Annotated in this window: 13 protein-coding genes; 9 read left to right on the forward strand and 4 right to left on the reverse strand. The window is 41.3% G+C overall.

Annotated features, from left to right (window positions below; all coding sequences use genetic code 11):
• On the reverse strand, positions 1 to 1,293 hold the full coding sequence (locus DW800_RS14940; RefSeq protein ID WP_119958173.1) for an acetylxylan esterase: 1,293 nt from the start codon (positions 1,291 to 1,293) through the stop codon (positions 1 to 3).
• A 33-nt stretch (positions 1,294 to 1,326) separates the two neighbouring features.
• Positions 1,327 to 2,748: a sialate O-acetylesterase gene (locus DW800_RS14945; RefSeq protein WP_119958174.1), complete on the reverse strand. Its 1,422-nt coding sequence runs from the start codon at positions 2,746 to 2,748 to the stop codon at positions 1,327 to 1,329.
• Positions 2,749 to 3,003: 255 nt separating this feature from the next.
• On the opposite strand from DW800_RS14945, the gene DW800_RS14950 reads away from it, so the two are divergent.
• From DW800_RS14950 to DW800_RS14990, 9 genes are all read left to right on the forward strand, one after another.
• Positions 3,004 to 5,004: a glycoside hydrolase family 97 protein gene (locus tag DW800_RS14950; RefSeq protein WP_119958175.1), complete on the forward strand. Its 2,001-nt coding sequence runs from the start codon at positions 3,004 to 3,006 to the stop codon at positions 5,002 to 5,004.
• A gap of 8 nt (positions 5,005 to 5,012) precedes the next feature.
• Positions 5,013 to 6,809 (forward strand): glycoside hydrolase family 2 protein, encoded by a 1,797-nt coding sequence (locus tag DW800_RS14955; protein WP_117689285.1) that lies wholly within the window; start codon positions 5,013 to 5,015, stop codon positions 6,807 to 6,809.
• Between the two features lie 4 nt (positions 6,810 to 6,813).
• Positions 6,814 to 9,021 (forward strand): glycoside hydrolase family 3 N-terminal domain-containing protein, encoded by a 2,208-nt coding sequence (locus DW800_RS14960; protein ID WP_117689274.1) that lies wholly within the window; start codon positions 6,814 to 6,816, stop codon positions 9,019 to 9,021.
• A 60-nt stretch (positions 9,022 to 9,081) separates the two neighbouring features.
• Positions 9,082 to 11,229 (forward strand): polysaccharide lyase family 8 super-sandwich domain-containing protein, encoded by a 2,148-nt coding sequence (locus DW800_RS14965; RefSeq protein ID WP_229081974.1) that lies wholly within the window; start codon positions 9,082 to 9,084, stop codon positions 11,227 to 11,229.
• A 189-nt stretch (positions 11,230 to 11,418) separates the two neighbouring features.
• Complete coding sequence (locus DW800_RS14970) at positions 11,419 to 11,961, forward strand: hypothetical protein (protein ID WP_034523325.1); 543 nt, start codon at positions 11,419 to 11,421, stop codon at positions 11,959 to 11,961.
• Between the two features lie 13 nt (positions 11,962 to 11,974).
• Positions 11,975 to 12,649, forward strand: coding sequence for a 16S rRNA (cytidine(1402)-2'-O)-methyltransferase (gene rsmI, locus DW800_RS14975; protein ID WP_008665787.1), 675 nt, complete (start codon positions 11,975 to 11,977; stop codon positions 12,647 to 12,649).
• 34 nt (positions 12,650 to 12,683) lie between these two features.
• On the forward strand, positions 12,684 to 13,562 hold the full coding sequence (locus tag DW800_RS14980; RefSeq protein ID WP_005828438.1) for a hypothetical protein: 879 nt from the start codon (positions 12,684 to 12,686) through the stop codon (positions 13,560 to 13,562).
• Between the two features lie 86 nt (positions 13,563 to 13,648).
• Positions 13,649 to 14,347, forward strand: coding sequence for a YjjG family noncanonical pyrimidine nucleotidase (locus DW800_RS14985; RefSeq protein WP_005828436.1), 699 nt, complete (start codon positions 13,649 to 13,651; stop codon positions 14,345 to 14,347).
• 52 nt (positions 14,348 to 14,399) lie between these two features.
• Positions 14,400 to 15,065: a MarC family protein gene (locus tag DW800_RS14990; RefSeq protein ID WP_008665785.1), complete on the forward strand. Its 666-nt coding sequence runs from the start codon at positions 14,400 to 14,402 to the stop codon at positions 15,063 to 15,065.
• A 59-nt stretch (positions 15,066 to 15,124) separates the two neighbouring features.
• On the opposite strand, the gene DW800_RS14995 is transcribed toward DW800_RS14990, so the two are convergent.
• Complete coding sequence (locus tag DW800_RS14995; protein ID WP_005828430.1) at positions 15,125 to 16,642, reverse strand: RagB/SusD family nutrient uptake outer membrane protein; 1,518 nt, start codon at positions 16,640 to 16,642, stop codon at positions 15,125 to 15,127.
• A 17-nt stretch (positions 16,643 to 16,659) separates the two neighbouring features.
• Entirely contained in the window at positions 16,660 to 19,458 is a 2,799-nt protein-coding gene (locus DW800_RS15000) for a SusC/RagA family TonB-linked outer membrane protein (protein WP_238615590.1), read from the reverse strand.
• Positions 19,459 to 19,507: the final 49 nt, after the last annotated feature.

Raw genomic sequence — 19,507 nt, forward strand, 5'->3', positions numbered from 1 at the left:
TTATTCGTGCAATAAGTTTAAGGCCCATGATACAGCTGCTTCTCTTTGTTCCGGATACATGAAATGATAGGAATCTGGAACGATGAAAGGAGTTATCGGACAGGTCATCTTGTTCATAACAGAGTAGGAAGTGGTAGGAGGACACGTGGTGTCATTATATCCAAAGGACATAAAAACTGGCACCTTAATGTCGGTGACAAAGTTGGCTACGTCGTAATAACGTATTGTCTCTATAGCTTTGGGATGGCAGTATTGAGGCTTTTTGAACATATGAGGCCATCCTCCAGCTCTTCCGTGAGTATATCCTTCCATATCACATAAGGCAGGATAGAAACAGACAGCTCCTTTGATGCGTGGGTCAATGGCTGTTGTTACGAGGGATAGAGCACCACCTTGACTTCCGCCGAAAGTTACAATGTTTGTGCCATCAAACTCGGGAAGGGAAAAAATGAAGTCAACAGCACGTTTGCAACCTATATAAACTCGTTTGTAATAATAGTTTTCTTTGTAGTCTAAACCTTTGTCATGATAGTTTAAGAGAGGACCTCCTCCTATTGTATATGCTTCATTAGGAAGATTTACAGGTATTCCATGAATGCCGATTTCCAAAGTGATGACACCTTGTGATGCCAAGGCTATTTCTCCGTGATAAGCGCGCATTCCTGCTCCAGGAACTTTTAGGATGGCAGGATATTTCTTTGATGTATCTTTGGGCACGCAGAGAATGCCATACATGCGCGAACCAGCCCAGTTGTTTCGAAAGCCTACATGATAGACATTTACGGTGGAAGTACATTTTTCTGGAATCAAGGTTATTCGTGGGTCAAGAGGTTGCTCTGCTACTTTTTTCAGTTCTTTATCCCAAAAATCTTTGAAATCTTTAGGGCGTTGTGTTGTCGGTCGGAGTTCTTCCGGGGAAAAACCGATTGTAGCTGCGTCTTCATATTTATGCTTTTGGTAATTGACGGTTACTTTGCAGCGTAAGAAACCTGCTTTTTTGAGGGTACCTAAAGGTAATTTGAGTGTTCCATCTTTTAAGACAATATTGCCTGTCTTGTGAGGTTTCATTAGGTCTTCTGATATTTCATAGTATATTGGGACATCTTTCATGGGGACTTGGTCCTTCCATACACAGATGGAGACGGCGGCATTTTCTCCTGTTTTATATAGCCAGTCTGCGTGATTTGGAGAAACGGTTATTTTTATTAGCTTTTCCGGAGGTTGTGGAAATGCATACATTGCCTTCATTAGAAATAAAGACAATAAGACTGAGAAAATAAGTGTCTTATTCATATTCTGTAATATTAAAATTTATATTGAATTCTATTACCAGTTGTCCGTACGGAATAAACAGGCAGGTAGTCCATCTTTGTTATATAAATTTCCATCTGGATTATTTTCCCAATTATATCGTACTGCAATTGGATGTGTCACATTGGGACTCCAGACAATTACTTGGTTACCCTTAAGTTGGGCTTGTGCCCAATGAAAGGTTTTATCTTCTCCAGCTATGGAAAATCCTTGCAGGCATCCATATCGGCTGCGTATTTCTAATCCAGAACCTGTATTCTTGAATGTAATGACTACTTTATTTCCTTTAATCTCCATCTGTTGATACATGGGACTTTCGCTAAATATATCTGTGCGATTATACTCGTGGTGTAATACTTGTAGCGCTACTCTCATTCCAATGTCTTGTTTGTTGTGCGGATGAAGGTCATGAGGCTCTCCTAAGTCACTGGTGACAATGAGATGTGTATCAGAGACGGATAAGGCTTTATATTGTGCTTCTCTTATTTCTGCCCAAAGCGGCTTCTTATTGATAGAGTCAAAATTCGGGAGCTGAATAATATAGAATGGAAGTTCAGTTTTCCAGCGTTGTCGCCAATCTCCAATCATGCAGGTGAGCCAATCGGTATAGGGTTCGGCATTCCCCACGTTATTCTCTCCTTGATACCATATTACTCCCTTTATTGATAGAGAAAGAAGAGGATGGATCATTGCATTATACACCAGTGACGGATAGTCATTACGAGCAGCTTTTTTATTCTTTAGTGCAAAATATTTTGTTGGAGGCAGCAACTTGTCTTCTTTTGTATAGCAATTGAGGTGTTCTGAAGAAATGGAATTGGAGGCTTCCAAACTAGTCCAGGTTTCTATAATAGTACCTCCCCAAGAGGAATTTATTATACCAATGGGAATATGGGTTTCTTCATGAACCTTTTTCGCAAAAAAGTAGGCTACTCCGGAGAAGCTTCCTACGGTCTCTGGAGAGCAAACTGTCCACTTTGCATTTATAGTATCTATAGGGACTAATTCCATGCGGCGTGGAACATTTAATGTACGGATTTGAGGATAGTTGGCATTTTTCTTTTCAACTTCAGCATTAGTTACATTGTTTACTACCCATTGCATGTTGGATTGACCGCTGCATAGCCAGACATCTCCAATAAGAATGTCTTTTATCTCTATCTGGTTTTCTTTGCCAAGAACTTGTAATTCATAAGGACCGCCTTCTTTTAGTGGAGATAGTCGGGTTTCCCAATGCCCATCGGTATTCGCGTTTACAACTTGTTGTTGCCCGGCAAAAGTAACTATGACTTTTTCTTTGGGGGCTGCTTGCCCCCAGATTCGGATAGGTTGGTTACGTTGTAATACCATTCCATCTGAATAGATGGTGGGCAATACCACTTTTGCCTGTACATTTAAAGAATAAATAAATAGGAATATAAATAGTATCTGTTTCATGATAGATTGTTTTGTGCGAAATTAGAAGGATAAAATAGGAAATACAATATTCACAGCTAAAACTGTCGGAAACGTTTCCGTTTATGAATTTTCTGCTTATTCTTTTGAATATGAGAAGACTGGCCCTGTTCTCTTATTTGCAATCGTTCCCGGTGATTTTATCTTTGAATGGCTTACAGAAGTTTATTGATCTTTTATATTTGTAGCAGATAAACTGCTTTTTAATACACTGTAAAAACAATAATAAATCATTTTATGAGAAGATTCTTTTTAACACTTACACTTTTGAGTAGCTTTTGGGGTTTTTGTATAGCTCAAAAGCACTATCTATTGAAATCGCCGAATGGGGAACTTATAATTAATATTGAGGTTGGTGATAAGATTAGCTATTCTTTACAGCATAAAGGGAAATCGGTGATTGTCTCTTCCCCTATTTCTATGTTATTAGACTGTGACAAAACTTTAGGGGAAAAATCCAAAGTTAAAAATGTACATATGCGCAAAATTAATGAAACGATATCCACGGCATTTTATAAGCGTAACCAGATTGATAATTTCTGCAATGAGTTAGTCATTACTTTTAAGGAAGATTTTCAGTTGAATTTCCGAGCTTATAATGAGGGGATGGCATATCGTTTTGTTGTTACGCAGAACAGACCTTTTATTGTAATAAATGAAGAGGCTACATTCAATTTTGAGAAGGATTATATGGCTTATGTCCCTTTTGTGAGAGGGGGGAGGGATAAAAGGAAAGAAGAACAGTTTTTCAATTCATTTGAAAATGTTTATACTCATCTTAGTTTGAGTGAGATGCCCTCTAACCAAATTGCATTTACTCCAGTCGTCGTTGAGTTGGAAGAGGGAAGAAAAATTTGTATTGCAGAATCTGATGTAGAAAGTTATCCGGGAATGTTTGTCTACAATGAAGAACAATCAACTTCTTTGAAAGGCGTTTTTGCACCCTATCCAAAGAATTTATTACAGGGTGGACATAACAATCTGCAAATGTTGGTGACAGAACGTGAGAATTATATAGCTAAATGTTCTGGTAAGCGAACTTTTCCTTGGCGCATAGCTATTGTTTCTTCAGATGATAAAGAATTGCTTGATAATGATTTGGTTTATAAATTGGCAGCACCATCACGCATTGATGATACAAGTTGGATTAAACCAGGAAAGGTCGCCTGGGAGTGGTGGAACCATTGGGGATTATCTGGTATTGATTTCAAAGCCGGTGTGAACAATGCCACCTATAAAGCTTATATTGACTTTGCCGCCAAACATGGAATTGAGTATGTAATTTTGGACGAGGGTTGGGCCGTGAATTTAAAGGCTGATTTATTCCAAGTTGTACCGGAAATCGATTTAAAAGAGCTGGTGGCTTATGCTGAGTCTAAAGATATTGGGCTGATTTTGTGGGCAGGATATTATGCTTTTGAACGGGATATGGAAGATATATGTCGGTATTATTCGGAATTGGGCATAAAGGGTTTTAAAGTGGATTTCATGGATCGTGATGATCAGCCAATGGTTGATTTTCATTATCGTGGAGCTGCTATAGCCGCTAAATATCATTTGCTGTTGGATTATCATGGCACATATAAACCTACGGGATTAAATCGTACTTATCCAAATGTTGTTAATTTTGAAGGCGTACATGGACTGGAACAATTAAAATTTGCCGGTAGCGATAAAGTGGACCAGGTTACTTATGATGTGACTATGCCGTTTATCCGTATGGTAGCTGGACCAGTTGATTATACTCAAGGTGCTATGCGAAATGGAACCAAACGTACTTTTCGACCGGTCAATGAAGCTCCGATGAGTATGGGGACACGTTGTCGTCAGCTTGCAGAATATGTAATATTTGAGTCTCCATTATCTATGCTGTGTGATAGTCCGGTATTTTATGAACGTGAGTCAGAATGTACATCTTTTATTGCAGAGGTTCCTACTGTCTGGGAGGAAACTGTTGCTTTGGACGGTAAAATTGGTGAGTATATCTCTATGGCTCGTCGTAAGGGAGATATTTGGTATTTAGGTACACTTACTAATTGGGAAAAGCGTACGATGGAGATTGATTTGAGCTTTCTGGGAGATGGAGAATGGAGTGCTGAATTGTATAAAGATGGTGTAAATGCTGGTACTGTTGCTTCCGATTATATCAAATCGATAATAGCTATTCCTCAAGACCGGAAACTATCTGTTACAATGGCCGAGGGTGGAGGATGTGCACTAAAAATCTATAAAAAGTGAATATGAGTATGCTTGCACAGATAAGGACTTTAAGATGGTGGATATGGGGACTTGTATGCATTTGTAATATACAGTATGGTAGTGCTCAAGAATTGCTTGTCAATGTATATGGAAGGCAATATACATTGTTGAACGGTAAATGGAATGCTATAATTGATCCCTATCAGCAGGGACGCAAAACTGCGATTTATAGGAATAGGGCTTTAAAAGATAAGGCAGATTTCAAGGAATATGCTTTTGAAGGAGGTTTGCGTCTGAATGTTCCTTCTGATTGGAATTCACAAATTCCAGAACTTAAATATTACGAAGGAACGATGTGGTACGCACGTAAATTTGAGATAAATAAAAAGTCTGACGAGAATTTATTTCTTTATTTCGGAGCAGTTAATTATCGTTGCAGAGTGTATTTGAATGGAACTCTGATTGGTAGTCATGAAGGAGGCTTTACTCCTTTCCAGTTCAATGTAACTAATGTCGTGAAAGAAGGAGGGAACTTTCTGGCAGTAGAAGTAGACAACACGCGTACTGCAGATGCTATTCCAGCACTTTCATTTGACTGGTGGAATTATGGTGGAATTACTCGTGATGTCATGCTGGTACATACGCCTAAGAATTATATTCGTGATTATTTTATACAGCTGGATAAGTATGATTCGGATCGTGTTCATGCTGAAGTACAGCTATCTGCACAGAATGCAGGTCAGTTGGTGAAGATTGAAATACCAGAGCTGAAAATAGCCAATAAAGTTTTTACTGATGGAACTGGTTTGGCTAAGGCTACTTTTCGGGTTCGGAATTTGGAACGCTGGTCTCCTCAGGCTCCTAAACTATACCAGGTGATTGTCTCTTCTGAAGTAGATGAAGTAAAGGAGAATATCGGCTTTCGTAACCTTTATGTGAAGAATACGCAGATTTATCTGAATGATTCTCCAGTTTTCATGAAAAGTATTGGTTTACATGAGGAAATATCTCAACGCCAAGGGCGTGCTTATTCAGAACAAGATGCAATTGCATTATTATCTGAAGCGAAAGGATTGGGAGTAAACATGATTCGTCTGGCCCACTATCCGCAGAATGAGTATATTGTTCGTTTAGCAGAACAAATGGGACTTATGTTATGGGAGGAAATACCAGTCTGGCAGGGCATTGATTTTAAAGATAGCAGTACGCGTCTGAAGGCACAAAGAATGTATACGGAAATGTTGTTGCGTGACCGGAATAGATGTGCTCTTACTTTTTGGGGAGTTGCCAATGAAACAGCTCCTTCCGAATCTCGTAATGCTTTTCTTAAAAGTCTCGTTGAACTATGTCATAAGATGGATACCACTCGTTTGATAACAGCGGCTTTTGACCTACCTAAATTAAATTCCGAGACGAATGCCTTTGAAATGGAAGATGACTTTATTGAAAATCTGGATGTCGTTTCTATTAATAAATATATGGGATGGTATCATCGGTGGCCTATGTCTCCATCTGAGATTCGTTGGAATGTCGCCCTTGATAAGCCGTTGATATTTTCAGAGTTTGGTGGGGAAGCGCTTTATGGTCAATCTGGCGATTCGACAGTAACAAGTTCCTGGAGTGAGGAGTATCAGGAAAAACTGTATAAGGATAATTTGGAAATGTTTAAGTATATACCTAATCTTGCCGGGATTTCGCCTTGGATTTTATTTGATTTCCGTTCTCCTTATCGTTTTCATCCTACAAACCAGGAAGGATGGAATCGAAAAGGATTGATTTCGGATCAGGGGTATAGAAAGAAAGCGTGGTATGTGATGAAAGAATATTATGAATCTATAAAATAAGGATATGGATAAATATAGGCTTCTATACGTATTGGTTTTGAGTTGTGTAACAACAGTGTTGCCTGCTCAATTAAAAGATTATAGCTCTCAGGTAGATTCAGTATTGAACCTTATGACTATTCAGGAAAAAGTCGGGCAAATGATTCAATATTCGAATAATAAACTTCTCACAGGACCTGCCCTTGACACGAGCAATCGTACCGAAGAAATAAAAAGGGGAGAGGTGGGCTCTGTTTTCAATATTATAACAGTAGAACGGGCTAAACAATATCAGGATCTGGCTATGCAATCCCGTTTGCGTATTCCTTTGCTTTTCGGACTTGACGTTCTTCATGGCTTGAAAACGATTTTTCCAATTCCGCTGGCGGAGGCTGCAAGCTTTAACCTGGATTTGATGCGTAAAACGGCAAATGTGGCTGCAGCAGAAACTTCCTCTTTGGGTATTCATTGGACTTTTGCTCCTATGGTAGATGTTTCTAGAGATGCTCGTTGGGGGCGTTCAATGGAGGGAGCTGGTGAGGATACTTGGTATGGCTCTCAAGTGGCAAAAGCACGTATAGAAGGTTTTCAGGGCTCTAACTATGATGAGAAGCGAACAGTATTGGCTTGTGCTAAGCACTTTGCTGCTTATGGTGCAGCGGTAGGAGGTCGGGACTATGCTGAAGCAGATATTTCAGAACATACGCTTCAGCAGGTTTATCTACCTCCATTTCAAGCGGCAGTAGAAGCTGGTGTTGCTACTTTTATGAATGCTTTTAATGAAATAAACGGTATTCCGGCAACAGCTCATAAAATTTTGCAGAGAGATGTTTTGAAAGGAAAATGGGGATTTAAGGGATTTGTTGTCAGCGATTGGGGCTCTGTGGGTGAGATTGCTAAGCATAGAATGGCGAAGGACAATAAAGATGCAGGACGATTGGCAGCTATTGCCGGTTGTGATATGGATATGCACTCTATGACCTATGCCAAGCATCTGGTTGATTTGGTAAATGAGGGAGAGGTGGATATTGCTCTGATTGATGACGCTGTAAGGCGTATTTTGACCAAGAAATTTGAGCTGGGGCTCTTTGATGATCCTTATTGTTATAATAATAGGGCAAAAGAAATAGAGGATAAGAAAATTGTAACAGCTAATAGAAAGATTGCTCGTGAGGCTGGTTCAAGTTCCATTGTGCTTCTTAAGAATGAGTCTGCTTTACCGATTGCCGCAACGGCAAGGCGAATAGCATTGGTTGGCCCTTTAAATAAGGCTCATAAAGATATGCTGGGCAATTGGTCTGCTTTAGGAAAAGCTGAAGATGTAATAACAGTTTATGATGGATTGCGAGCCGCTTTACCTCATGCTGAAATAACATATATAGAAGGATATGATTTGGAAACCAATGAGTTGAAAGTATTGCCGAAACTGACAGGATATGATGTGATTATTGTGTCTGTCGGAGAACGTGCAATGGATTCTGGAGAAGCAAAGTCCAAGGTAGACATTAATGTTGATGCCAATCAGCAGCGAATGGTGAAAGAGATAAAGGAGGCAACGCAGAAACCGGTAATAACTTTAGTGATGGGGGGACGTCCGTTGATATTTTCTCAGATGGAACCCTATACGGATGCTATTCTTTTCACTTGGTGGTTGGGTACGGAGGCCGGCAATGCAATAGCGGATGTACTTACCGGAAAATATAATCCATCAGCAAAGCTGCCTATGACTTTTCCTCGTAATGTAGGTCAATGTCCTTTGTATTATAACCATAAAAGCACCGGTCGTGCATGGGCTCCCAATAATCCTTGGGTAAGCGGCTATATGGATGAGAGCGTGTTACCTGCTTATGCTTTTGGTTATGGATTGAGCTATACAACATTTGATATCGCAGCTCCTGCACTAATCAAACAGCAATATAAATCGGGAGAATATATTATATTGACGACTATGGTTAAAAATACGGGAAGTTATAGCGGAAAAGAAACGATTCAACTATATTTGCAGGATGTTGTAAGCTCTCTGACACGTCCAGTGCTTGAACTTTGTGGGATAAAACAAGTAGAATTGGCTCCGGGAGAAATTGAAGAAGTAAAATTCATTTTGTCCACAGAGGAACTTGGATTTTTTAATGCAGAAAAGAAATTTGTCACAGAACCGGGTGAGTTTAAACTTTTTGTCGGCAATAGTTCAGATAATCTGAAGGCTGTAAGTTTTGAACTTATAGAGAAATGATACTATTTTTGTTAAACTTCTAATAATAATCTTTTTAAAAGGATGAAACGAATGTTGCGTATGATACGATTTATTTTCTTTCTATTGTTTCTATGCATGACAGTTGGAGTAAAAGCAGACGATTTATCTGTGATAAAAAAGAAATATATAGAAAGTATTCTTTGTACTAATTCTGATTCTCTGCTTACAACGCTGATGTGTCAAACTCCTCGTGAAAAGATTGTGGGGGACCAGATGATTGTTGAATTGATGGAGCGTTATCCTATAGAAGTGGAGTATGTTCAGAATTTAATTCATAAACTGAGTGTAGAAGGTTGCTGGTCCGATTTGGATTTTGCAAGTAATGCAGCAGGGTGGGCTCCAAGAGTACACGCTTCTCGAGTTCTTGAATTATCTAAAGTATATAGGAACCCGAACCATGTTCTATATAAGTCTCAGGAAGTGGCAGAGGCTATTCATAAAGCATTAGCTTATTGGTTTCAAGTAAAGCCGATTTCTTCTAATTGGTGGTATAATGAGATCGGTATTCCTAAGGTATTAGGAGCGGCATTCATATTGTTTGAAGATCAGATGTCTGAACAAGAAAAAAGTGAAGCCCTTGTGGTAATGGATAAAGCTAAAATTGGTATGACTGCCCAAAATAGAGTATGGCTGGCTGGCAATGTAATTGTAAAAGGCTTGTTATTAGGGGATATTCAGATGATACAGAGAGCGAGAGATGTTATAAATAGTGAGATAAAAATGGCTTATGGAAAGGCTGAAGGCATCAAGGCAGATCAAAGTTTTCATCAACATGGGCCTCAGCAGCAGGCGGGGAACTATGGTGCAGCCTATTTGGCTACAATGAGTTTCTGGGCATATATTCTGGATGATACGTCATTGGCTCTTGAACAAGAGCATTTTAAAATTATCAGTGATTATGTGAATACTGGTGTTAGGAGAATCTTGTGGAAAAATAAGATGGATATCAATAATCTTGGCCGTCAACTTTATAGACAGGCACAACGGCATAAAGGCTTTTCTACATTATTTTCAGTAAATACATTAGCTGGCATCAATAGCAATAATAATAATGTTTATCAAGCACTTATTAATGAGAATTTGGGAAGGACGCCGGTAGGTCTATTGGGACAATATCATTTTTGGAAATCGGATATTACTATTCATCGCTGTTCGGATTGGATGGCGTCTCTTAGAATGGCATCTGATAGGGTAATTGGTACAGAATCAGGTACTGATAATGTGAAAGGCTATTACTTGGCAGATGGTGCGCTATATACTTATGTGGATGGAGAAGAATATACAGATATATTTCCTTGTTGGGATTGGAGAAAAGTCCCAGGAGTAACTTGTTATCAAGAGGATAAGCGTGTGCATGTGATGGGGTGGCTTGAAAAACAAAATAAAGGTTCATTTGTAGGTAACGTGAATGATGGTAATGTAGGCATGACTTCAATGGAATTGGTTCGTGATGGACTTTATGCAAAAAAGGCATGGATATTTACTCCGGATTATGTCTTGTGCCTTGGTGCGGATATTCATTCGGATAGCAGCTATTTGGTAAATACGTCTATTGAGCAGGCGCTACTAAAAGAAAAACTCTTGCATTTGGAAAAAGGTAAATGGAATGCGGTGAAAGATGTCTGTTTTTCAGCAGATAAACCCGAGCGTTTCTTTCATCATCAAACGGGGTATATTGTGCTTGATGGAAAAGGGAGAGCTTTTTCCGAAAAGAGAACTGGCTTGTGGAATGATATTATGAAGATTTATCCTAAAAGTGAGCAGGTAACGCAAAATATCTATACGCTTTATTTCGATCATGGAACATTTCCACAGGATGCTTCTTATCAGTACATGGTACTTCCTGCCAGCTCTCTTGAGCAAGTCAGACGTTTTGATTTGTCTTCTTTTAAAGTAATAAGTAATACATCACAATGCCAAGCTGTACAGATTGATAAAGAAACTTATTTATTGGCGATGTATGATAAGGGAGAAGTTATTTTATCCAAGAAAGTGAAATTTGAGAGTGATAGGAGGGGACTTTTTATTTTACGTATCAATGCTAACGGTTGGAAGGTGTACGCATCAGATCCTACTCAACGTGAAAATATTTTAGTAGTGGCGGTTAATGGAGAGAAGAAAGAAGTAAAGTTGCCGGATGGGGAATTAAAGGGAACTGTTATTCAAATAGGAAATGAGTTCCAATAGAATAGTTAGCTTTAATTATAAAGTATTTCTATGGGAAAAGGTTGTGCTAGGAGAATAGTCATAACCTTTTCTTTTGGATGTATTCAAATTCGTCTTTTCCGGATAATGGTAACACTTTTGTTCGCTTTCCGATATTTTTTCATTATTTATTTCTACATTTGTAGCGTTAACACGGACTGTGTAAAGGATATGCAAACCCTATTAAACGACATAGAATTAGATATTCAGGAATTGAAATGTTTGATGCAGGCCATTTCAAGTGATGCCAATCCGACATTGAAGATTGTGGCAAAACGGAATATCCAGCAGATGAAGGCACGCTTGGAGGCGTTGCAAGAACTGCTTGAGGAGGCGCCAACGGCTGTTGTGTCGCCCCTGGAGGAACCCCCTGCTGTTACTACTCCTTTGACCGAATCGGTTTCTCCGGTCGAATCGGTTATTCCTGATACAGTGAAGATGGTATGTGAGGAACCGGAAACAGTTCCTATTTTGGCAGAACGCATCAAGCCTGCCAAGGATTTGAAACATGCCATCAGTCTGAACGATTCATTCCGTTTTGTCCGCGAACTGTTCGCAGGCGATGCTGCACGGATGAATGAAGTGGTACGACGTTTGGGTGAGGCTCCTTCTTTGGACAAGGCTATGGATATTTTTGCTTCGGAAGTGCACCCGGATGAAGAAAATGAAGCCGCCGTCGATTTTATGGAACTCCTCAAAAAATATTTCAGCTAAACGACCGATAAGTATGGGAAAACTTTATGTAGTGCCTACCCCGGTAGGAAATTTGGAAGATATGACATTCCGTGCTATCCGGATTCTGAAAGAAGTGGATTTGATACTTGCTGAGGATACACGTACCTCCGGCATATTGCTGAAACACTTCGAAATAAAGAATGCGATGCAATCTCACCATAAATTTAATGAACATAAAACGGTTGAAAGTGTTGTTAATAGAATAAAGGGGGGAGAAACTGTAGCTTTGATTTCGGATGCAGGTACGCCAGGTATATCCGACCCGGGCTTTCTGGTAGTCAGAGAGTGTGTGCGTAACGGCATCGAAGTGCAATGCTTGCCGGGAGCGACAGCTTTTGTACCGGCATTGGTGGCTTCCGGACTGCCGAATGAGAAGTTCTGTTTTGAAGGTTTCCTTCCACAGAAGAAAGGAAGGATGACCCGCCTGAAGGCATTGGCCGAGGAGTGTCGTACCATGGTGTTCTATGAGTCTCCCCACAGATTGGTAAAAGCTTTGACGCAGTTTGCCGAACATTTCGGTGCCGAACGTCAGGCTTCTGTTTCGCGGGAAATCTCAAAGATGCACGAAGAAACGGTGCGTGGAACGCTTACAGAATTGATTGAACATTTCACGGCGAACGAACCGCGCGGTGAAATTGTGATTGTAGTAACAGGAATAGACGATTAAATAACTTCATTAACCAAACGTAAAACGAAAGCGTATGAAAAAGTTAGCAGTTTTAATTGTATGCGCGGCTGTAATGGCTTCGTGTGACAGCTTCTCTGGTGGCAGTAAGAACCAGCTGAAAGCTGAAAATGATTCTTTATTGATGGAACTGACTCAGCGTAATGCTGAATTAGACGAGATGATGGGTACTTTCAATGATATTTCAGAGGGATTCCGCCAGATTAATGCGGCGGAGAGCCGTGTGGATTTGCAACGTGGCGCTGTGGCAGAAGGCTCTTTGAATGCCAAGCAGCAGATTGCGTCGGACATTGAATTTATCCGTAAACAGATGGAAGAGAACAAGGAGCAGATTGCCAAACTGCAATCTATGTTGAAGAACAGCAAAAACAACTCTGTTCAGTTGAAGAGAGCTGTAGAATCTTTGACTCAGGAGTTGGTGGCAAAGACTCAGCGTATTGAAGAATTGCAGGCTGAGCTGGCTTCCAAGAATATCCGTATCCAGGAACTGGATGCTGCCGTGACCGGCTTGTCTAGTGAGAAGGAGGAATTGACTGCCGAAAATGAGGCGAAGGCCAAAACCGTTGCCGAGCAAGATAAGGCACTTAACACAGCTTGGTTTGTGTTTGGCACAAAGAAGGAGCTGAAAGACCAGAAGATATTGACAAATACCGGACTTTTCAAAAAAGGCCAGGTGCTGAAAGATTCTGATATCAACAAGGACTACTTTACACAAGTGGATATCCGTACGACAAAAGAGATTAAACTATACTCTAAAGATGCTGATATCTTGACTACTCATCCCGCGGGCTCTTATGCGTTGGAGAAAGATGATAAAGGACAGCTGACTTTGAAGATTACAAATCCGAAAGACTTCTGGAGTGTGTCCAAGTATTTGGTAATCCAGGTAAAATAACACTGTTATAGACTGATACAGAACGGACGCAGGTTATTGGAATTGATAATCTGCGTCTATTTTTATATATACCTTTCCTTTAAGTTATGGCATCTCAATATAAAAACCTCTTTTTTGATCTGGACGATACGCTTTGGGCATTTTCCCTTAATGCACGTGATACATTCGAAGAAATGTATCACAAGTATGACTATGGTCGTTTCTTTCGCTCTTTCCTGCATTTCTATACTCTTTATCAGCATCGTAATACAGAACTGTGGGAAGAATACGGTAGAGGGCAGGTCAGTAAGGAAGAGTTGAACCGCCAGCGTTTCCTATATCCTCTGGAGGCAGTAGGGGCGAGGGATGTTGCTTTGGCTGAGGCTTTTTCTGATGATTTCTTTTCGGTCATTCCCACAAAAAATCGGCTGATGCCGCATGCTTATGAGGTGCTGGAATATTTGGCGGGGAAATATAACCTCTATATCCTTTCCAATGGTTTCCAAGAACTGCAATGTCATAAGATGCGTTCGGCAGGTATCGACCGCTTTTTTAAGAAGATTGTTCTCTCTGATGACATCGGTATCTTGAAGCCCTGGCCCGAAATTTTTCATTTTGCCCTTTCTGCCACACAATCCGAGGTGCGTGATTCTTTGATGATAGGCGATAGTTGGGAGAATGATGTGGCAGGAGCCAAAGGAGTGGGTATGCACCAAGTGTTTTATAATGTAACGGGGAAGGAAGAACTGCCTTTCCAACCGACTTATCATATCAGTAATCTGAAAGAATTGATGCAGATTCTGTGACATTGAAATTTTTAGTTGTACTTTTGTCTACAGAAACGTATATTATACAGCTATGGACACAATCTTACCTTTCGCTTTACTTTGTTTTACCTCCTTCTTTACGTTGACAAACCCTCTCGGCACCATGCCGGTGTTTTTGACCATGACGCATGGAATGACAGACCGTGAACGGCAGTCGGTAGTATCGCGCGCCACTTTGGTTGCCTTTATTACGATTATGGTTTTTACGTTTGCGGGACAGTTCCTCTTTAAATTCTTCGGTATCTCTACCAATGGCTTCCGTATTGCCGGTGGAGTTATTATCTTTAAGATTGGCTTCGATATGCTGCAAGCCCGTTATACCCCAATGAAGCTGAAAGACGAGGAAATCAAGACTTATGCCGATGATATTTCCATTACTCCTCTTGGAATTCCGATGCTTTGTGGTCCTGGTGCCATAGCCAATGCCATTGTGCTGATGCAGGATGCCCATACCATTCAGATGAAAGGAGTTCTTATAGGAATGATTGCCTTTATTTATCTGATTACCTTTTTCATATTGCGTGCTTCCACGCGGTTGGTCAAAATCCTGGGTGAGACGGGAAACAATGTGATGATGCGCCTGATGGGACTTATCCTGATGGTTATTGCCGTTGAGTGTTTTGTCAGCGGAGTGAAACCGATATTGGTGGATATATTGAAAGAAGGAGGCATACCATCACTGGCACACCTCCTCTAAACACTTTATTTATAAAAACACATTGGGAGAATTCCCAAGTTTCTTTAGGCTACTATTGATTAATAGCCTGGATTTTGTTCTATGTTCGGATTGGCATTGATTTCACCGACGGGAATCAACGGGAGCGCTTTCTTGGAGTCGCGGTTGAATGTACGCGCTTCTTCGCTCAGTACGTCGTGCCATCCTCTGTCATTAACGTCCGTGTAGCGTGTAACGGTTTCACCTCGGCGCATAACATCGAAGTAGCGCTGTCCTTCACCTACAAGTTCCTTGCGGCGTTCGATGTAGATGCGGTCTAATGTGATGTTTCCGCTGGTTACTTGCTTGCTTTCATCCGTTGTGCGGTTGGAGATGATATCGTTCAGCAAGTTGGCAGCCTTGTTCTTGTCTCCGGCTTGGAACGCTGCTTCTGCTGCTGACAAGTAAACTTCTGACAAGCGCAGCAATGGGACATTGGAGTAACGTACATCTCCGTTTACAGCAGGCATTTTGTTGATGTAAACTTTACGTTTGTCAAATCCTCCTGCTGCCGCTGCCAATAATATGTCGTTACGGATGTCTGCCGGGTCGGATGTAAGCATGTCAGAGAAGTCTTTTGTGACAATTACATCTCCATATCCGGGAGAAGCGCCAGCCTTGTCGGCATATAAATAGGCAATACCTTCACGGTCTGTCCAGTCAGTATTGTTGTTGATGGAAATCTCGAACATGATTTCTTTTGAATGATTGGCATCACTTTTGCTCCATGCAGCAACATATTCTGACGGTTCCCAAAGTTTGTAAGACGAGTTTGATATGATGTCTTCAGCTACGGATAAAGCCTTGCTCCATTCGCCTTTTGTCATATATACACGTACCTGCAAGGCTTTGGCAGCCCAAAGGTTGACATAACCCACTTCATTAGTTTTGGGCAGTGCATTTGAGTTGATTGCATCTGTCAAATCCTTTTCAATTGCCTCATAACATTGGGCTACCGTGCTGCGGCTTGGCTTTTCTGTCGATTCCAGCGGGGAGGTAGCGATGGGCACACCGAGTGAGCTGCCTTGATCTACCGTATAAGGTTTACCGTAGATACGTGTAAGGTCAAACAGTGCCATGGCGCGCAGAACTTTTGCTTCTGCATCATATTGGTCAATAGTGGCTTTTGCCTCTGCCGCGTCGGTCAGGTTGCCACTTTCTGCTGCCTGAATCAGACGGTTGGCGCGTGCTATGACTACATAAGGCATCTGCCATACGGCTGTTGAGGTGGTGAAATTGTCGGCAGTTGTATATTCCATATAGTAGTAGAAGTTTGCTCTTCCACTTCCACCGTTATATTCATATTGGATATCTTCCCCTCTCATGTCACCGTATACGAACATGAGGCGTCCATAATAATTAATCAGGCTACTGTTACCTTTAACGGCAGCATAAAGTCCCGTCCGCACATTGGCCAAATCATCGCTGTTCTTGATTGCGGTTTCAGCATCTATTCCGTCTGCGGGTGACTGATCCAGCCAACTGTTGAGGCATGATGAAGTGCTGACTGCCATAGCTGCGCAAAGCGTTGCTGTGTATAATGTCTTTAATATTTTCATTTTCGTATCTTTATTAGTTAGAAATTCAATTCTATTCCGAATGTATATGTTCTCAATGCCGGAGTCTCAAATGTGCATAGTCCGTCTACACGCATTTCCGGATCTACAAATAAGTCTTTAGACTTCCATGTAAGCAGGTTGGAACCAGAGAAGTAGATTCTGGCTTTGCTGAGCCCAAGCTTGCTGATATAGTTTTGCGGAATGCTTACACCTAATGTGAGGTTCTTCAGACGTAGATAATCAGTAGGCATCAGCCAGCGTGAAGACAGTGAAGCAGCGCTTCCATATTCAAATTTAGGCAATGTGGCATTCGTGTCGCCCGGGCCTGTCCACATCTTTGAGATGTCATAGTATGTCGGTACGGCACCACCGTATAGATATGAACCGCCATTGGAGTGCTGCCAAGTGGAGTAGTCAAAAGCATCACCACCCAATGAATAAGTGAAAGTGAAGCCCAAGTCGATAAACTTCCATTTGAGGTTGTTGGTAAGACCGCCTTCTATACTAGCTTGATGCTTGCCTACAATAGTTTTGTTGGCTTCAGAGATATTTGTAGTTGTCTTGCGGGCATTCTCTGTTCCGTCATTCAGATAGAACATTTCTTTACCGGTCTCTGCGTCGACTCCGGCGTATTCATAAACATAGTATGAATAGTAAGGTTCGCCTACACGGTGAATCAGCGGTCCTGATACGATTTCATTCTGCTGGCCATCCAATTTGGTCAGTTTGTTGCTGTTGTGTGCCATGTTCAGAGAAGTGGTCCACGTGAAATCCTTGTTTCTGAAATTGGTTGATGTAATGGTCAACTCAAAACCGGAGTTCTTCAGTGAACCGATGTTTTGCGGGGTGGTATACCCATAATTGCCATCATAATATCCGCCGACTTGTGATACGGGGAGGTCATATATAAGGTCGCTGGTTTTACGCTGATAGTAGTCGAATGTTACAGAGATACGGTCGATGAATGAAAGGTCGAGACCGATATTCCATGTTTTGTTCTTTTCCCATTTCAGGTCCGGGTTTGCAATTCCGACGATGGACATTCCTGACTGTCCATTGTATATGATTCCGTATTTATAAAGATTCATATAAGCGTAATAGTCTGATGGTTGCGTTCCGTTTACACCGTATGACACACGGAGCTTTCCATCTGTCAATACATTCTTGACAGGATTCAGGAAACTTTCGTCTATGAATCTCCATGCTCCGGAAACCGACCAGAAACTTCCCCAACGGTTTTCTCTTGCCAGACGTGAACTTCCGTCGGTACGATAGCTGAGACCGAGATAATATCTGTCTGCGTAGTTATAATTGGCACGTCCGAGGAACGAAGTCATGCGATAGCTCTGTCTGTTGGTTTCGGCACTTGTTGAACCGGCATTTGTCAATTCGTACAAATCACCCGGATAGTCTTGGCCTGCCATGTAGTTGAAAGCATATTCCGTATCTTGTGTTTCAAAACCAAGCAGGGCGTCAATATTGTGCAGACCGAAAGAGTTGATGTAAGAGAGCTGGGTTTGTGTATTCAGCTGGTCATTACGATTGACGATACGCTGCATGACACCACCGGGGGCACCATTGTTTGAGTGTCTGTCCCAAAGAACGTCATTGGTTCCTTGTGCGTAATCATAAGCAATCTTTTCACTTAAATTCAACTTGTCCCAAATATTATAGGTCAACTTGATTGTATTGAATGCCTTCATCAGGGTATAAACGTCAGAGCTGTGTTCTCTTTCATACAAAGGATTGACTCCAAATACGCCGCAACCATTGTTTAATGTGCCGTCTTCATTATAAGGGGTTGATGAGGGGCTTTGGAAGAATGCGTAATTGGCCACAGGTCCATCATAGGAGGTAGCTTCATTAGTTTTGTTTTGTCTTACTTTTGAGAATTGGCTTGTAACCTGAACTTCAAAGTCTCCAAACTTATGAGTGAGGTTTGCATTACCAGTGAAACGTTCCAGACCTTGTTTGTAAATGATACCTTCCTGATTGGTATAAGCAGCTGAGGTGTAGAACTTGGTACGGTCGTTACCGCCAGATACGCTCAACTGGTAGTTCTGATGAGAACCGTTACGGAAAAGCAGGTCTTTCCAATCCGTCCATCCGGTCGAGGGTTTTGAAGCAAAATCCTCGATGTTCTGGTCTGCAAAAGTTGCGGCATCTGCATCGGACATGTTTCCGGTGTATAACCCGTAATTCTTGAGACCGGTCCATAAGAGTTCGCGGCGCGAGTCACCGTCGAGCATAGGACGATAATCTATTGCCATGTTTGAGAAACCCCAGTCGGAACGGAAACTTACATTTGTTTTGCCTTGTTTTCCGCTTTTCGTCGTAATGACCACAACACCGTTAGCAGCACGCGAGCCGTAAAGAGAGGCAGCCGCCGCATCTTTGATAACTGTGATAGACTCGATGTCATTGGTATTGAGTGAAGACAAAATATCAGTTCCTGCATCACTATAAGTGAACTCGGATAAGTCTCCACTTGTGACCGGTGTTCCGTCAATAACATAAAGCGGATTGTTTCCGGCATTGATGGAACCCATACCACGTACACGGATACTGCTTACAGAACCCGGATTACTTGAACTTGAGCCAAAAGTAACACCAGCGACATTACCAGAAAGTTTGTCGGCAACAGAAAGAACAGGTACATCTTCCAAGGTGGAAGTGTTTACAGTAGAAGCAGCTCCAGTAAATGATGCTTTTTTAAATGTACCGTAACCGGTAACCACAACCTCTTCAAGCAGCTCAGAATCGGATTTCAAAATTACCTTTACATGAGGTTTAATCGTTACTTCTTGGGTTTGCATACCAACAAACGAAATCACCAGAGTTTTCGCGGAACTACAATATGTGTAT

The sequence above is a fragment of the Bacteroides sp. AM32-11AC genome (assembly GCF_003603515.1).
GTDB classification, from domain to species: Bacteria; Bacteroidota; Bacteroidia; order Bacteroidales; family Bacteroidaceae; genus Bacteroides; species Bacteroides uniformis.

Excerpts from the sequence above, each read along its gene's own strand:
- DW800_RS14965 (WP_229081974.1), top strand. The coding sequence starts at position 9,082 with ATGATACGATTTATTTTCTTTCTATTGTTTCTATGCATGACAGTTGGA.
- DW800_RS14960 (WP_117689274.1), top strand. The coding sequence starts at position 6,814 with ATGGATAAATATAGGCTTCTATACGTATTGGTTTTGAGTTGTGTAACA.
- DW800_RS14945 (WP_119958174.1), bottom strand. The coding sequence starts at position 2,748 with ATGAAACAGATACTATTTATATTCCTATTTATTTATTCTTTAAATGTA.
- DW800_RS14995 (WP_005828430.1), bottom strand. The coding sequence starts at position 16,642 with ATGAAAATATTAAAGACATTATACACAGCAACGCTTTGCGCAGCTATG.
- DW800_RS14950 (WP_119958175.1), top strand. The coding sequence starts at position 3,004 with ATGAGAAGATTCTTTTTAACACTTACACTTTTGAGTAGCTTTTGGGGT.
- DW800_RS15000 (WP_238615590.1), bottom strand. The coding sequence starts at position 19,458 with ATGCAAACCCAAGAAGTAACGATTAAACCTCATGTAAAGGTAATTTTG.
- rsmI (WP_008665787.1), top strand. The coding sequence starts at position 11,975 with ATGGGAAAACTTTATGTAGTGCCTACCCCGGTAGGAAATTTGGAAGAT.
- DW800_RS14970 (WP_034523325.1), top strand. The coding sequence starts at position 11,419 with ATGCAAACCCTATTAAACGACATAGAATTAGATATTCAGGAATTGAAA.
- DW800_RS14940 (WP_119958173.1), bottom strand. The coding sequence starts at position 1,293 with ATGAATAAGACACTTATTTTCTCAGTCTTATTGTCTTTATTTCTAATG.
- DW800_RS14955 (WP_117689285.1), top strand. The coding sequence starts at position 5,013 with ATGCTTGCACAGATAAGGACTTTAAGATGGTGGATATGGGGACTTGTA.
- DW800_RS14985 (WP_005828436.1), top strand. The coding sequence starts at position 13,649 with ATGGCATCTCAATATAAAAACCTCTTTTTTGATCTGGACGATACGCTT.
- DW800_RS14990 (WP_008665785.1), top strand. The coding sequence starts at position 14,400 with ATGGACACAATCTTACCTTTCGCTTTACTTTGTTTTACCTCCTTCTTT.
- DW800_RS14980 (WP_005828438.1), top strand. The coding sequence starts at position 12,684 with ATGAAAAAGTTAGCAGTTTTAATTGTATGCGCGGCTGTAATGGCTTCG.